General features: G+C 57.0%; 12 protein-coding genes. 8 read left to right on the top strand and 4 right to left on the bottom strand.

Annotated features, from left to right (window positions below):
- Window positions 1-21: 21 nt before the first annotated feature.
- The gene (locus ACE10X_RS02860) at window positions 22-1,605 is read left to right on the top strand and encodes an IS66 family transposase (protein WP_018268856.1); all 1,584 of its coding nucleotides are present in this window, start codon (window positions 22-24) and stop codon (window positions 1,603-1,605) included.
- On the opposite strand, the gene ACE10X_RS02855 is transcribed toward ACE10X_RS02860, so the two are convergent.
- Window positions 1,606-2,043, bottom strand: coding sequence for a hypothetical protein (locus ACE10X_RS02855; RefSeq protein WP_018268855.1), 438 nt, complete (start codon window positions 2,041-2,043; stop codon window positions 1,606-1,608). It lies immediately after the preceding gene.
- Window positions 2,044-2,204: 161 nt separating this feature from the next.
- Between ACE10X_RS02855 and ACE10X_RS02850 the strand changes: the two genes are divergently transcribed.
- Complete coding sequence (locus ACE10X_RS02850) at window positions 2,205-3,128, top strand: tyrosine-type recombinase/integrase (protein ID WP_375764036.1); 924 nt, start codon at window positions 2,205-2,207, stop codon at window positions 3,126-3,128.
- A gap of 57 nt (window positions 3,129-3,185) precedes the next feature.
- Here the strand turns inward: ACE10X_RS02850 and ACE10X_RS02845 are convergent, their stop codons facing one another.
- Window positions 3,186-3,950 carry a hypothetical protein gene (locus ACE10X_RS02845; RefSeq protein WP_375764035.1) on the bottom strand — a complete coding sequence of 255 codons (765 nt, stop codon included), beginning with the start codon at window positions 3,948-3,950 and terminating at the stop codon, window positions 3,186-3,188.
- 12 nt (window positions 3,951-3,962) lie between these two features.
- The gene (locus tag ACE10X_RS02840) at window positions 3,963-4,463 is read right to left on the bottom strand and encodes a Panacea domain-containing protein (RefSeq protein ID WP_375764034.1); all 501 of its coding nucleotides are present in this window, start codon (window positions 4,461-4,463) and stop codon (window positions 3,963-3,965) included.
- Between the two features lie 318 nt (window positions 4,464-4,781).
- On the opposite strand from ACE10X_RS02840, the gene ACE10X_RS02835 reads away from it, so the two are divergent.
- From ACE10X_RS02835 to ACE10X_RS02820, 4 genes are read left to right on the top strand one after another with little or no spacing between them, the layout of a single operon-like run.
- Window positions 4,782-5,813 (top strand): hypothetical protein, encoded by a 1,032-nt coding sequence (locus tag ACE10X_RS02835; RefSeq protein WP_375764033.1) that lies wholly within the window; start codon window positions 4,782-4,784, stop codon window positions 5,811-5,813.
- A 39-nt stretch (window positions 5,814-5,852) separates the two neighbouring features.
- Window positions 5,853-8,630, top strand: a complete 2,778-nt coding sequence (locus ACE10X_RS02830; RefSeq protein WP_375764032.1) for a class I SAM-dependent DNA methyltransferase — start codon at window positions 5,853-5,855, stop codon at window positions 8,628-8,630.
- Window positions 8,627-10,690 carry a DEAD/DEAH box helicase gene (locus ACE10X_RS02825; protein ID WP_375764031.1) on the top strand — a complete coding sequence of 688 codons (2,064 nt, stop codon included), beginning with the start codon at window positions 8,627-8,629 and terminating at the stop codon, window positions 10,688-10,690. Before ACE10X_RS02830 ends, ACE10X_RS02825 begins: the two co-directional genes overlap by 4 nt.
- Window positions 10,683-11,879, top strand: coding sequence for a GIY-YIG nuclease family protein (locus ACE10X_RS02820; RefSeq protein ID WP_375764030.1), 1,197 nt, complete (start codon window positions 10,683-10,685; stop codon window positions 11,877-11,879). Before ACE10X_RS02825 ends, ACE10X_RS02820 begins: the two co-directional genes overlap by 8 nt.
- Window positions 11,880-12,833: 954 nt before the next feature.
- On the opposite strand, the gene ACE10X_RS02815 is transcribed toward ACE10X_RS02820, so the two are convergent.
- Window positions 12,834-13,597 (bottom strand): IS5 family transposase gene (locus tag ACE10X_RS02815; protein WP_375764563.1). Its coding sequence is split into 2 segments (ribosomal slippage): window positions 12,834-13,259 and window positions 13,262-13,597, totalling 762 coding nucleotides; the frame shifts between segments, so codons are not numbered across the junction.
- A gap of 867 nt (window positions 13,598-14,464) precedes the next feature.
- Here ACE10X_RS02815 and ACE10X_RS02810 point away from each other — a divergent pair.
- Both ACE10X_RS02810 and ACE10X_RS02805 read left to right on the top strand, forming a co-directional pair.
- The gene (locus ACE10X_RS02810; protein ID WP_375764029.1) at window positions 14,465-15,151 is read left to right on the top strand and encodes a hypothetical protein; all 687 of its coding nucleotides are present in this window, start codon (window positions 14,465-14,467) and stop codon (window positions 15,149-15,151) included.
- A 221-nt stretch (window positions 15,152-15,372) separates the two neighbouring features.
- On the top strand, window positions 15,373-15,591 hold the full coding sequence (locus tag ACE10X_RS02805; RefSeq protein WP_375764028.1) for a helix-turn-helix transcriptional regulator: 219 nt from the start codon (window positions 15,373-15,375) through the stop codon (window positions 15,589-15,591).
- The last annotated feature ends 225 nt before the right edge of the window (window positions 15,592-15,816 follow it).

The raw sequence follows: 15,816 nt of genomic DNA, 5'->3' as shown, positions 1-15,816 counted from the left end.
GCATTGCTCCGACAAACCGTGATGGCGCTATCGTCACGGCTTGCGGCGTTGTCGGAGGAATGCAGCACACTGGCGACCGAGCGTGATGCAGCGATCGCTCACCGCGACGCTGCGATCCAGGAGAACGACAAGCTCCTGATGATCCTGTCCCAGTACAAGCGCATGATCTTCGGTCCGCGCTCCGAGACACTGGATATCGGACAGCTGTCTCTCTTCACCATCAGCGCACAGGCGGCTCGTGCCGCTGCCAACGACGATGTGGCCGGAGGCAGGCTGCCTGACGGAGCGGAGGGCCGTGGAAAGCGACCGGCGCGACGCAACCGCGGGAAGCTTCCGGAGCATTTGCCGCGCATCGATGTCGTGATCGATATCGAGAGCCACAGCTGCCCCTGCTGCGGCGAGCAGCTGCACAAGATCGGGGAGACCGTCAAGGAAGCCTTCGACGTCATTCCGATGCAGTACCGGATCAAGCGCATCGTGCGTCCGCGGTACGGCTGCCGGCGCTGCCGCCAGGGTGTGGTACAGGCACCCGCGTCGGCCCAGGCGATCGACGGTGGAATGGTGACGGAAGCCTTGCTGGCCCACGTCGCGGTGATGAAATACGGCTACCAGCTGCCGCTGTATCGCCAGGAACAGATGTTTGCCGCCCAAGGCATCACGCTCGACCGGCAAACACTGGCCTCGTGGATGGGCCGCGTCGCCTGGTGGCTGAAGCCGCTTCACGCGCTGTTGCACCACGCGGTGATGTCCTATCCGCGGCTGTTTGCCGACGAGACGCCGCTGCCAGTTCTCGATCCCGGCCGTGGCAGAACCAAAATCTGCCAGTTCTGGGCGATCGCCACCGATGACCGCCCATGGGGCGGCCCGGCGCCGCCGGCGGTGGTCTACGTGTTCGCCGAGGATCGCAAGGCGATCCGCGCCAAGCGGCTGTTCGGGGACTATCGCGGCATCCTGCAGGTTGATGGCTATGCCGCCTACAAGGGCTTGATCAAGAGCGGCAGCCGTCTGATGCAGCTGGCGTTCTGCTTCGCGCATGCGCGGCGGAAGTTCTGGGACGTTCACGTCGCGACGAAGTCGCCGATTGCCGCGGAAGCGCTGCAGCGGATCGCGATGTTCTACGCCGTTGAGGATCGCATTCGCGGTTTGCCGGCGACGCAGCGAGCTGCGGTGCGACAATCCGACACCAGACCGCTGATCGAGGACTTCAAGCCCTGGCTCGAAGCGCGACTGCTGGAAGTCTCGAAGAAATCCGGCCTTGGCAAGGCAATCCGCTACACCCTCAACCATTGGGAAGGCCTGACGCGATTCATCGATGATGGGCGCATCGAGATTGACAGCAATACGGTCGAGCGCAGCATCAAGCCGATCGGGTTGGGAAAGAAAAACTATCTGTTCGCCGGTAGTGAAGGCGGGGCCGAGACGTGGGCCATTCTCGCGTCGCTCATCAACACGGCAAAACTTCACGACATCGACCCGCGGCACTATCTTACTGACGTTCTCGAGCGCATCGTCTCCGGACGCACCAAGATCAATCAGCTGAACACGCTGTTGCCGTGGCATTGGAAAGCCGCGCGCGACGGTTCCGAGGCAAAGCTCGCCGCTTGATCAGTTCGACGGCAAGGCGTCGGGAACTTCCTGCGCATCGCTGGCGTCGTCGTAAATCTCTTCGCGGATCACGCGCAGCGTCACCTCGTGCAGATACACTTGTAGCGCACCCTCAAGCTCTGTGAACTCCGGCAGCAGGACTCGATCAACGAAGCCCCGTGACGCACGGACCATCACCGTGTTGCGTCGCTGCCGGCGATAACGAAACGGCCGCAGCCCATATCGGCGGCAAAGTGCCAGAAACAGGTGCCGAGACCACTGGTCGGGAAGTGAGAATTGCTGTTCGATCGGTGGATCGTGGCGAGCAAGTTCCTCGACCCGGGCCCGCACCCGCTGCAGTGCGGCTTCCGCTGCAAGGCGCTCGCCAGCAGTTCCGGCACCCACGAACAACGCCTCGATCTTCCGAAGCTTCTCGCGCAGCTGCGACTCGCTGGTCATTCTGATCCCCGTCGCCCACTCCGAACCGGGATCAACCCATCATCGTGCGCCGGCGGCGTCAATCATCCCGACCGCGCTATCCAGAGCATTCCGCGCAGGTCAAGCCCGGGAACCGGTGATCCTCTCGTGACGCTCACACGCAAGCTGAGGTGGAACGGTTGGTGACAATTCACATCCGCCCGGCGCTCGGCGGCCTCAAGGTGGCGGCCGTGACTCGCAACGATATATCGAAACTCCATCGCGCCCTGTCAGGCACGCCCCGACAGGCCAACTTTGCGCTATCCGTTTGCTCAAAGGCATTCTGCCTCGCCGAACTGTGGGACATGCGCCCGGATGGCACCAATCCCTGCAAGCGGATTGAACGCAACGCCGAAATGCACCGAGAGCGCTTCCTTTCGGGCGACGAATTGTCTCGCCTCGGCGCTGTTTTGCGTCAGGCCGAAACCACTGGCTTGCCTTGGAAGGTGGACGAATCGAAACCCAACTCCAAGCACTTGCCCGGTGCAGAACATCGCTTCACGGTTTACTCCCGTGTCACCACGGCGGTAGTCGAACTTCTGCTGTACACCGGATGTCGCCTTTCGGAAGTTCTGTCGCTTCGATGGGACCAAATCGATTTTAATGCCGGCACGATCCTGTTGCGCAAGACAAAGGCCGGTAAGCCGCAAACGGTGACGCTCAATGCACCGGCACGGCAAGTGTTGAACAGCCTCAGCCGTGACAAAGATTGCCCGTGGGTGCTTCCCGGCAAGCGAATATCAGACAAAGATCAATGGAAGCCGCTGGCAAAGGACGCGATGGAGGCCGCATGGCAGAGGATACGCGCTGTTGCCAACATCAACGATGTAAGGATGCACGATCTTCGTCACACGGTTGGCACCTACGCGGGGCAGTCCGGCGCCAATGCCTTCCTCGTCCGTGACCTTCTCCGGCACGCCAACGTAGCAATGACTGGCCGATATGTGAACAAGGCCGACGATCCGGTGAGGGCTCTTAATGATCTTGTCGGCGAAAGGATCGCGGCCAGCCTTGAAGGGCGTCCGGCCGCTGAGGTGATCCGGCTGCGGAGCACATTCAAGGGATAGTGCGAACTATTATTGTTCGACTTAGCTCTCGCAAGCCACACCAAGGAAAACTAAAGCTTAGGAATTGGCCTGGGGATCATCGTCAAAAAGATCGGCCTGCCTAACGTCCCGCTGGCGAGTTTGCTCATCCGATGGTGTGGTCTTCACTGTAGAGGACAACTCCGCTACCGCCATGCGATAGCCTTCCGCGAAGATTGTCAGCATTTCCAATTTTATCTCGTCGCTGACACGGGGAATATCACGAGCATCAACGACGCGAAGTTGCCGGGGTGGCTTCTGCTCGCCGGGCTTCGTCTTCACCTTCGGCACACTGAAATCCAATATCTGGAAATCGGCCGCCGCGAGATCGGGATCATCCGCGAGAAGTTCATCCACCAAGCTGGCAAACAGCGATAGCCGCACATCCGCCAACGGATTTGAACGCCAGAAGCTGAACCAGGGAAAGATCAGCTTGCCGCCAACTCCGTAGAGCAGAGGTGGATCGAAGGGCACCCTCAAGCCGCGCCCGATAGAGTAGTAGCGACGATCGATAGCTTGCACAAAATCAGGAGATACGTTGGCAAAGTGACTCCTGATCAATGGAAGGACGCCTAGCAAATTCTCTCGAACATCAGATCGTTTGATGTGCCGGCGGACACCTTCCACAATCTCATCGTACGGCTGATTGAACACCAGCATGTCCCGTACGGCGCCGAATAATGGATTGTAATTGAAGCTGGGAGGACTTTCGGCCAGTGAAACAAGCTTGCGACAAATCCGCTCGGGCGAACTGCGCCAATTCCGTGCGAGGTGCTGTACTGATGGCACTTTGAGCTTTGACACGCCGTCCCCTCTTCATTGCAGAATGAATTTTGGCACGCGCTTAGAGTAGAAACTTACGATTTGGTCGTCGCTGATCTTCATGCCGGGGTTTATCGCCCCTGAGTGATTCCACACAGTGTACCACGGCCCACCTACAGCATGGGTAAGTTCGACTAGGTCACCTGGCCGGAGGCGCGAATAGAACTCAACAACTTTTGTGAGCACATCTGTTGTGGCGGGGTCAAAATCGTATTGCACAACTTCGCTACGTCCGCTTATCGGATCGATTCGCTTGGCGCGCCCACCGATTGGCAACCGATCAAAGCTCTTAAATTCCCGATAAAGATAAGGAAGAACGGGGCCGTATTCCCAAGCTTCGAATCGGTGAGCGATAAGTGGAGACTTTAGCTCGATCAACGACCAAACGTGGCAGAAGTACACGATTTTCTGCAAGGCAAGGTTCGAAACCTCCGCCCCGCGTTCAGCGCATTTGTCGAGCACGAAATTTGCGACCGCTCGGCCATCATACGGCATGTTCAAGTCCGTCCGTTCCCATTTCGTTCTAGTTGATTATCTTGGTCCTCACAAGGCAGACGCTCGCAAAGAGAGGCTTATGAACAGCAGTACAATGCTGGCAGCCTTTGCCGGCCATGCTGTACCTCCCGATTGCCGTTATACACCGCTCTCGGCATCCAATCGGCAGCAGCGAAGGGCCGTTTCTGGTGAGTTGAGCCGAAAAACGGCATTATCGGCTGTCCTTCACGGGCAAGTTGATTATCACTATAGGCATTCATGGGCGCATCACGCTGCCCACCGGTTGTGCGGCAACGTCAAAACCCTTGGAACGCATTCATGAAGCTAAAAGCCTTCATCCAGTCAGCGGAGAACCATCCAACCACCTTGGCTGAGCTTCGGCGTGCACACGAGTGGGCCGAAACCGAACAATTCTTGGGACTGTATGCATACGCCACACAGTCAGGAGCAATTGCGTTCGATCTAGCATTTGGAAGCGACTTTTGGGATCAAGTCCCTTCTCAATGGCTGTTCGGAATCGATTACGGCCGGACACAGCCACAAGCTCTGAGATTTTTGATCGAGAGATCGAACGTGGAGGTCCGCATACACGATGGCGCGTGGGTGGTGGAGAGGAACGGCTTCCTTCCAAGGCGTGATTTCCACATGAAGGCGGGATTTCTGACAAACTCGACGAAAAGCCGTTTTGGCATGGTTGTGGGTTCGGGCAACTTCTCATCCAATGGGCTTCGGCAATCTGCGGAGTGTGGAGCAAGCTTGCATGCAGCGACCACGATGGAGTTCAAAAAGACATTCCGATCAGCGTTCAGGGCAGCCAAGGACCTCTGGGAAGCCGCCACGCCAGTTGAGGACATATTGGACTCATATGAGGAAAGGTGGGCGGCATCGGCAGCACTAGAAGCGCCCGAACCCGAGGCTCCTGCTCCTAATTACGATGAACTGGAGGTGTTCTGGATCGAGGCTGGGTACGTTACTCGCAACAGAGGGCCTGATAAGCCTGGAAATCAGATCGACATGCCCCGCGGCATGAATCGGTATTTCGGCTTCAATGCTCCAGACAATCTGGCGGTGAATTCTGTCATCGGCGAAGTCACGTTCGAGCCTCCCGCTGGAGGGCCTGTCACCAACAACCTAAGGCTCGGAAACAATATGATGGAAAAGATTTCTCTTCCGATACCCGAGACGCATGGCTTCGACATGTACGATGGAAAGGTTCTCGTCTTCTCCCCCCAGGGCGGTCATTATCGAATGTGGGCCTTGGAAGCGGAAGATTTCGAATCAGCTTTCGGCCACCGACTGGCGTCAGTTCGGGTCACGAAAAGCGGCAGAAGGTATGGCCACATAGAATGAGAATCTTAGCAACACCGTCCCGTAAGGGCATTGAAAAGCATGAACGCCGTAGAAATTGAAGAGGCCATATCGGCCCTCGCCGAGCAGCCATTCGACCGCGAGGAGTTTCCGTTCGCCTTCCTGCAAGCCTTCGGGAACAAAGAGACGACGCTCAAGCGTCTGCGCAGAGGAGAGTCGAATAGGTCCGACCTTGCCGGCGTTCTTCAGACGAACAACATTCATATTGCTGTAGCCGCCCCTGGCGAAGTCACGAACACGCTTGCCGCCCTTAAAGCCAGTCCCGCAACGACTAGAGCCAAGGCGAAGTTCATTCTGGCTACTGACGGAGATACGTTCGAAGCCGAAGATTTGCTCAGCGGTGAGACTGTCGCCTGTGCGTACGCCGAATTTCCAGATCACTTCGGTTTTTTTCTGCCGCTCGCCGGCATTACCACTGTCAAACAAGTCCGCGAAAGCTCATTTGATATCCGGGCTACAAGCCGTCTCAATCGGCTGTATGTCGAGCTTTTGAAAGATAATCCTGAATGGGGAGTGGCCGAGCGCCGCCCCGACATGAACCATTTTATGGCCCGGCTCATCTTCTGCTTCTTCGCCGAAGACACAGACATCTTCAATGGAAGCAGCCTGTTCACCGCCACAATCGAGCAGATGAGCGCGCGAGACTCATCGAACACTCATGAGGTGATCAGCGCATTGTTCCGCGCTATGAACACCAAGATCGAAGACCGTGGACTTACGGACTTACCGAGATGGGCAATCGTCTTTCCATATGTGAATGGCGGGCTCTTTTCCGGCAATGCGGACGTTCCTCGCTTTAGCCGGATTGCGCGGTCTTACCTCCTCCACATCGGCAATCTCGATTGGACTAAGATCAATCCCGACATCTTTGGGTCAATGATTCAGGCGGTCGCAGAAGACGAGGAGCGAGGTGCGCTTGGGATGCACTACACTAGTGTTCCCAATATCTTGAAGGTCCTAAATCCTCTGTTCCTCAATGATCTTCGGTTGCGCCTAGAGGAGGCCGAAAACAACTCCCGCATGTTGTTGAACTTACGCAAGCGTTTGTCGCGGATCAGGGTGTTTGATCCTGCCTGCGGCTCGGGCAACTTCGTTGTTATCGCTTACAAGGAAATGCGTGCCATCGAAGCCGAAATAAACAGGCGCCGTGGCGAGCTAGAGCGTCCATCGGAAATTCCACTTACTAACTTTCGCGGTATTGAGTTGCGTGATTTTCCTGCCGAAATCGCGCGACTTGCCCTGATCATCGCAGAGTTTCAGTGCGATGTTCTCTACCGGGGCCAAAAATTGGCACTCGCCGAGTTTCTGCCACTCAACGCGCAGAATTGGATCACCTGCGGTAACGCCCTGCGACTGGACTGGTTGAGTATCTGCCCGCCGACAGGAATTGCCGTCAAGCATCGCGCTGACGACCTTTTTCAGACACCGCTCGACCAGACGCAGATAGATTTCGAGAACATAGGAGGCGAAACATATATTTGCGGAAATCCACCATACCTTGGTTCCAAATGGCAGACCGACGAGCAGAAGGCCGAACTGGGATCTATCTTTGGTGGACGTGCAAAGAGTTGGAAGTTCCTCGACTATGTCGCTGGATGGTTCATGAAAGCAGCCGATTACGGCATGGAAACCAACGCCGTCGCCGCCTTTGTGACCACTAACTCGATATGTCAGGGACAGCAGGTACCGGTTCTGTGGCCGTTGATCTTCAACACCGGCCACGAGATTGCGTTCGCACACACTTCATTTAAGTGGTCCAACCTAGCCAGCAATAACGCTGGAGTAATTGTTGCGATCGTTGGTATCGGCCGCCAGCCAGGCGCGTCTCGACGGCTCTTTTCCGTGAACGAGGAGGGATTGCTTGTTGAGCGAAGCGTGCCGCACATCAATGCGTATCTTGTTGCTGGACAAAACTCGTTTGTCGAACAACTACGCAGCCCACTATCGTTGACGTCCCAAATGCTATTCGGCAACATGCCGCGAGACGGAGGAAGTTTTATTCTGAGCCGCGACGAGCGTGAAACGGTGTTGCGTGAGTATCCCGAGATTAATCGGTTCATTCGCCCATATCTTGGATCGGAAGAAATGATCCAAGGTAAACTTAGATGGTGCATATGGGTCGAGGACGAAGATGCGGATTTCGCTCATGAGCATCCCTATCTGAAGAAAGTATTGCACAAAGTAAGATCATTCCGTCTGGAGAGCGTGGCAGGTTCGACTCGCGACTTCGCTTCACGTCCCCATCGCTTCGTGCAAATAGCAGGTACAGCAAAAGAACACTCGCTCGTGGTCGCTAAAGTGTCCTCCGAGCGACGGTCCTACATTCCGATCACTTTGCTGGGGAGAGACGCCATCGCGAGCGATCTGCTGTTCGCGCTTTACGACGCGCCTCTTTGGAACATGGCACTAGTCGCATCTCGCCTGCACATGATCTGGATCGCAACGGTATGCGGAAAACTAAAAACAGACTTCCGCTACTCTAACACCCTCGGCTGGAACACTTTTCCGGTGCCGCCGCTGACCGAAAAAAACAAAGCTGATCTGACTCACTGCGCTGAAGACATTCTTCTCGTGCGAGAGGCGCACTTCCCTGCAACCATCGCCGATCTTTATGACCCGGAAAGAATGCCGGCGGACCTTCGCGAAGTGCACGAGCGCAATGACGAGGTTCTTGAGCGTGTTTATATCGGCCGAAAATTCCGCAACGACACCGAGCGTCTCGAAAAGTTATTCGAGTTATACGTAAAGATGACTTCGAGGCCTGGTGCAATCAAGCGCAGCGCGGAGGTTCACGCGTGACGAGCCAAATCAAATCCGTCCCTTCTGTCTCGGTATCCTATGCGCGCAACGGCAGTTCGACGAAGGCCAATGCCCTCGGGATGCGGCCGATGCAAGAGCGCGCCTACGAGAAAAGGGGCGAACAGTACCTTCTAATCAAATCGCCGCCGGCGTCAGGCAAAAGCCGCGCCCTCATGTTCGTCGCTCTCGACAAGCTCCACAATCAGGGAATCCGCCAAGCGCTAATCGTAGTGCCGGAGAAGTCGATCGGAGCGAGCTTTGACGACGAGCCGCTGACCCGATTTGGATTTTGGGCCGATTGGACAGTCGAGCCCAAGTGGAATTTGTGCAACGCGCCCGGCTCGGATAACGGCGGTAAGGTCAATGCAGTGGAAACCTTCCTTAAGAGCGATGACAAGGTGCTAGTTTGTACTCATGCGACTTTCCGCTTTGCGGTGGAAAGGCTTGGCGTTGAGGCATTCGACAATCGGTTGATCGCCGTTGATGAGTTCCACCACGTTTCTGCTAATCCTGACAACAAGCTGGGCCTCCACCTCGGCCAGTTCATCGCCCGAGACCGGATACACATTGTGGCTATGACTGGCTCCTATTTTCGAGGCGATGCCGACGCGGTCCTCTCTCCGCAGGACGAAGCGAAGTTCGACACCGTCACATACACTTACTATGAACAACTCAATGGCTACGAACATCTGAAGCAACTCGACATCGGCTACTTCTTCTATGCCGGCTCTTATGTCGAAGACATACTGAAGGTACTGAAGCCGACCGAGAAAACGATCATCCACATCCCGAACGTAAACTCGCGCGAGAGCACAAAGGACAAGATTCGCGAAGTCGAGCACATTATCGAGGAGCTAGGTGAGTGGCAGGGGACCGACCCGGAGACGGGCTTCCAATTGGTCAAGACAGCAGAGGGGCGTGTCCTTCGAATCGCCGATTTAGTTGACGATGACGAAGCGAAGCGAGACCGCGTGTCCTCGGCGTTGAAAGAGCCTGCGCAGAAAACTAACCGTGACCATGTGGACCTTATCATCGCGCTCGGTATGGCCAAAGAGGGATTCGACTGGATTTGGTGCGAACACGCGCTCACGGTCGGCTACCGCTCCAGTCTCACCGAGATCGTGCAGATCATTGGCCGCGCCACTCGCGATGCACCGGGCAAGACCCGTGCACGCTTCACCAATCTGATCGCGGAGCCCGATGCGTCCGAGGAGGCCGTTACTGAGGCCGTAAACGACACGCTGAAGGCCATCGCAGCGAGCTTGCTTATGGAGCAGGTGCTCGCCCCCCGCTTTGAGTTCAAGCCGAAAAATCCGGCGAACGGTCCGATGGAAGGGTTCGATTATGGCCAGGACGGCTACGATCCGAACAAGTGCAATGTTGGCTTCAATGAGGAGACAGGCCAGTTCCAGATTGAGATCAGAGGCCTTGTTGCGCCGAAAAGCGAGGAGGCGCAGCGCATATGTGGGCAGGACCTTAATGAGGTCATTGCTGCCTTCGTCCAAGACAAGGCGACGATTGAGCGCGGACTGTTCGACCCTGAGCTTATCCCCGAAGAGCTGACCCAGCTCCGTCTGGGCAAGATCATCAAGGACAAGTATCCCGACCTGGACGAGGAGGATCAGGAGGCTGTCCGGCAGCACGCCGTCGCCGCACTCAACCTCACCCAAAAGGCCAAGGATGTCGCCTTGGGGGCAGCCGAAAGGAATGGTGAATCGACGCCAAACACCGCCTTCGTGGATGGTGTTCGCAGGTTCGCCATGGATGTGCGCGAGCTGGATATCGACCTTATCGATCGGATTAATCCCTTCGGGGAAGCCTATGCTATTCTTGCCAAGACCATGAGCGAGGAAAGCTTAAAGCAGGTCGCGGCCGTGATCGGGGCCAAGCGCGTCAACCTGTCGGTCGAGGAGGCGCGGGAGTTAGCTAGACGCGCCTTAAAATTTAAGCAGGATCGCGGCAGGTTGCCCTCGATCACCTCGCCGGACGCCTGGGAAAGACGCATGGCCGAGGGCGTGGCCTTCCTTCAACGAATGAGGGCGGAGGCCGCGCGTGGCTAGAGGCTTCACCGAAGAGGATGATGCGCTTCTTGCCGAACTTGGCGTCGAGGCCGAAGCGAAGAAGGAATCCAGCCGGACACCGCGCGAGGAGCGGGTCGTCGCTGGGTTCGAGGACATTCAGCGTTTCGTCGAACAGCACGGTCAATCCCCGCAGCATGGAGAAGACCGCGACATTTTCGAGCGGATGTATGCTGTGCGCCTTGATCGTCTTCGTGCGCTGGCCGACTGCCGCGCCTTGCTTGAACCCCTCGATCATCAAGGGCTTCTGGCGGGCGTAGAGCCGTCTCGAGTCAACCTCCCCGACGAACTGGACGATGATGAGCTTCTGACGCAGCTCGGAGTGGATGCCGCCGCGTCAGCCGACATTACGGAACTCCGGCATGTCCGATCGGCCGCCGAAAAGCGCACGGCCGAGGAGATCGCCAATCGCCAGAAATGCGAGGATTTCGGCCAATTCAAACCGTTGTTCGAGCAGGTGCAGAAAGAACTCAGCACTGGCCTTCGGGAGACCCGGCGCTTTGAACGCAAGTCCGAGATCGCGCCGGGCCGGCTCTACATCCTAGGAGGCCAGAAAGCCTACGTTGCGACGATGGAGGAGCCCTTCACAAATGAGCACGGGAACATAGACGCACGCCTTCGCGTGGTCTTCGACAACGGGACCGAGAGCAACCTACTCATGCGGTCTTTTCAGAAGGCACTCCAGCAGGACCCTGCCGGCCGGCGGATCATCGAGCCGTCTGCTGGTCCGCTATTCGCCGATCAGAGGGAGGAGGGAGACGAGGCAAGCGGCGTGGTGTACGTGCTGCGGAGCAAATCCGATCACCCAACTGTCGTGTCCCATCGCGATGTCCTGCACAAGATCGGTGTTACCGGCGGCGATGTCGCACGCCGTGTCGCCGATGCTCGGCTCGATCCGACGTTCCTCATGGCAGATGTCGAGATCGTCGCAACCTATGAGCTATTCAACATCAGCCGCACCCGACTTGAGAACCTGATCCACCGCATTTTCGGCACGGCCCGCCTCGATGTCGAAATCAAGGACCGCTTTGGGCAGCCGGTCACCCCGCGTGAATGGTTTCTCGTACCACTTTTCGTGATCGATGAGGCTATCGAGAAAATAAAGAACGGCACTATTACCGGCTACGTCTATGATCCGAAGACTGCCTCGCTTGCACGTGCAGCAGGATAGAAATGCTCCGATACAGGGATACCTGAAGCTACTTTACGCTCTTCGCATGCATGCCGGCCTTGTCGCTTCTCGCGTTGATTAGCGCGGCCAGCGGATAGGCTAAGTGCGCTATTAAGCGTTGGCGATTCTTGCGAGCGCAATACAGGGCGAACGTCAGTGTCTAGCCTCGATCAGTCCCGGGCTGATCGCTTCCGAGTCATCGCATCACCCGTCGTCGATCGAGAGACATTCTACGCGCGCACCGATGTTGCCAACTGCGTTGAATTGCTTCGTCTCGGCAAAGAATTGCTTTTCACGATTGCCGAGGGGAGCTGAGACGCTAGTGAAGCGGGCTTCTTCCAAACGATGAGGAATTTAGAAAGTGATGGATGAAGCCCACGAACGCTTAATGCAGAGCAAAATCGCCTACTACTACATAAAACAACAGTTTCGTCGCTGAGCGAGCGCTCGGCTCGTGATCACAATTTACCGAACTCGCTGCTTTGATTTTCTCCGCAATGCCTTTGGCATGAGTGCAGCAACTCGCGCGTAATCGGACGCTTCGGAGCGCGGCACGCTGGGAGCCGGCACGCTGCTCGATTTCGAAGGACTTTCCATCGCCTCATAGAGCTGCAAGATGTCCTGATCGGTAAAGAGTTTTGCGCGGCCAATTGTCCGATAAAACGGCTTGTCGGCTATAAAGCCGGCAAAGACCCGCTTGGAAACGCGGAAAATCGCAGCGGTCTCGGCAAGAGTGTATAGTTTTGGGGGCATCGTCTGTGTACCGCTAAGCAATGCAGAAGTGACGGGCGGTCCGCTGACGGAGCGCAATTAGGTAGCATTAAGTTCGCCTGCCTGCGGGAGCGGACCGTCGCTCGTAATGAGATCGCGGATGATCGAGTCTGATATGCTTTCGTAGCCGAACCGGCGCAATATATCCGCTATGGTGGCCTTTGCCTTTAGGTAGTGTGGACACTAGCGCATCCATAGGACAATGGCTGCGAGGGTGACGACGGCGCGATAATTTCGGGCGGTCTTTTCGAAGCGGGTTGCGACGCGTCGGAACTGCTTGAGCTTTGAGAAGCAGCATTCCACGAGATGGCGCTGGGCATAGAGATGCTTGTCGAGCGGATATTTGAGCGCGCGTGACGGGTTGTTGGGAATGACGGCGAGCGCGCCCTTGGCGGCGATGGCTTGGCGCAAGTGATCGGCATCATAGGCCGTGCCGGCTATGACGACCTCGGCGGATAAGCCCTCAATCAATGCGGCGGCCTGCGGTGCATCGCCCTTCTGACCTGCGGTAAGCGTGAACCGCACGGGACATCCCAAGCCTCGAACGGCCATATGTATCTTGGTGCTCAGGCCCCCGCGCGAGCGGCCGATCGCTTGATCTTCAGACCCCCCTTTTTGGCCCCGGCGGCGTGCTGATGTGTCCGAACGATGGTGGAATCGACGATCAGATATTCGAAGTCCGGGTCATCGGACATCGCCTCGAATATCCGCCACCAAACACCCTTGATGCTCCATCGGCTGAAGCGTCGGAACACGCTGTTCCAATCCCCAAAGACCTCAGGGAGATCGCGCCAGGGAGACCCCGTACGCACGATCCACAGCACACCTTCCACGAACATCCGGTTGTCGCGCCCGGTAGAGCCCTTCTGATCGGGGCGCCCTATGATCAGCGGCGCCATCCGCTCCCACGTCGCGTCGCTCAACACCAATCGGTCCATCGCACCCAAGGCTGCCTCCCAAAAGCAGCCTTGAATCTGATTTGCTCCTAAAAGGGAATCCTTAGAGTCCACACCACCTAGCCCTTCAACGGTGACCGCGCGGCATTTTGCGATCCGTTCCTCAAGGCGATCGAGATCGGCAGCAATCTCAGTCGCCTGGGCGTCCACCATTTCGGCGCCGCTTACAGAGTGTTGTTCGGGGCCGGCCCCGCGAGCCATCCTCTCATCGAGTGGGCCCAGCTCCGAACAACGCTGGGCAATCTCAGTTGCCAACGAAATGATTTCCGCGTCCGGGTGACTATGGATGGCAATGCCACTCTGTATGCATGTTCCGGATGTCTTGACTGGTGAGCCCGGCATCGTCCTTATCTCTCCCTTGTGGCGTGGATTCGAGTTACCTAAAATAGGTCAAGCAACTGAATCTTTGTCAAACTGAGATCGGGGGCCTTTGGGTGTTTACAGACGGACAACCGCGCATGGCGCGCGGATTTCTAAGGGGTCCGCAAGGAATTTGGTGGAACGCTAGGGTGTCGTTGACTCCACAATCAAGCGCATGGAACTTGTAGATGGCGAACCGTCTGCAAAGCGAGAAAACATAGAAGCCGTGCTTCGCGTGCTCATGGCCGCCGGCATCGACTTGATTCCCGAGAACGGTGACGGCGATGGCGTCCGATTGCAGAAGCGGAAGTCAGCCGGCAAGCGACGGTGACGACCTTGGCAAGAACTGTCAATATCGAGCAAGCCCTTAACCGTCTATTCGGCGTATCCCGCGTTGAGGATATTCCGGCACGAGAGCAATGGCCGCCTGGAAAGCGGCCGAAAGCATCATGCGCAATCGATAGTTGGATTGACGTTCTAAAGAGCAAGGGACGCCGAGTGAAACTCGTGCCGCCTCATGCATATGAACGGCAAAAAACGCCCTTCGGCGCGACATTTTGCCCTTACTACGATTCTCGGCTTTATCTCTTGCGATCGGTAGGCGGAGCGGGATTGGTGCTCAACAGAGGCCACGATCTCGATCAATCAAAGGCGCAGAGTGCGACAGTAAAGCGGGAATTGGACGACGTCGTCTCGCAATTTGAAGACTGGTTGAGGACTTCTAGTAGCGTTCGATGGCCGCGAACTCTAGTTTTGGGAATCGTCAATCGCCAAACCGGAATGATTGATCTTGACGAAGAGCGGGCGCGCGTTCGGGAGGTCTTTGACCTTTTAAGTCGCGTGAAGCGCGCGGCCAGTGAGGCCGTCAAAGAGGCCAAATTGTTGTCCGAATTTATCGACAAGGAAATAAAGAACGTAACGCATAAGGGCACGCCTCTTCGCGTCTGGGATCATGCCTTTATCGAGGGCGCGGCCGAACTCTATCAGCTGCTGACAAATTCTCCCCCTACCCGATCTGAAGTGTTCTCTTCGTTCGTCAAGGCCGCCTATGAGAGCGTCGGCTTGTATACCGACCCAAGCCGACAAGTCGCGATGGTGCTTTCGAAGTGGCGAACGCGTGCCGCCGAGGCGAAGTCTGCGATAATCATCGCAGGCGATGGCGAGGTCTTTAAGCTGGCGAAATAGCTGCGCCCTCTGGGCGGCTGAGATCGACCCCTCCGGTCAAAAGCCGCAAACGTTACGAAACTCGGTCCAAGTCTCCTGTCTTTTCGTACTCTTACGGCTGCAAAAATCAGGAGTATGTGCACCCCACTGAAACCCGGTGGGATGCCGAAGAATCCATTGGCACTCCACTGTAACAGCAACGTGCGGGCGGGATGCCCGCCGATGATGCATGGAGCGCGGCAATGACAGACGACGATCTTATCAACGAAATCGAGGCGGCGCAGATGCGCTGCCAGAGCGTGCGAACGCTGCAAATGGAAAGGTTGCGTGGGGCGGGATGCCCTTACGTGAAACTGGGCCGGTCTGTCCGGTATCGGCGTGGCGACGTTCTCGCATACATTAAGGCGCGGATCGTCACCTCGACCAGCGAGGCGGACGCGCGGAGGTCCGCGCATGTCTAAGCCGCACTTCGAGCGCTCTGAGAGCGATAGCAAACCGACCGGGCGGGAGGCTCGGCCTTCGGTGCTGCCGTTGCGACCGGCCCTCCGCGTGGTCGGCCGGCACTACTTCGACGCCTTGAGTGGCAACCTGATCAATGACGGCGTGGTCGAAGTTCTCGGGAATGTCGGTGTGGGCGAGGGCTTTGTTTGTCCGCATAGTGGCGCGTTGCGCTCGGTGAAGCGCGG

The organism is Bradyrhizobium sp. Pha-3, from assembly GCF_042258325.1.
Lineage (GTDB): Bacteria > Pseudomonadota > Alphaproteobacteria > Rhizobiales > Xanthobacteraceae > Bradyrhizobium > Bradyrhizobium elkanii.
Note: the sequence above shows the minus strand (reverse complement) of the source record. Positions and strands in the feature narration are given on the sequence as shown.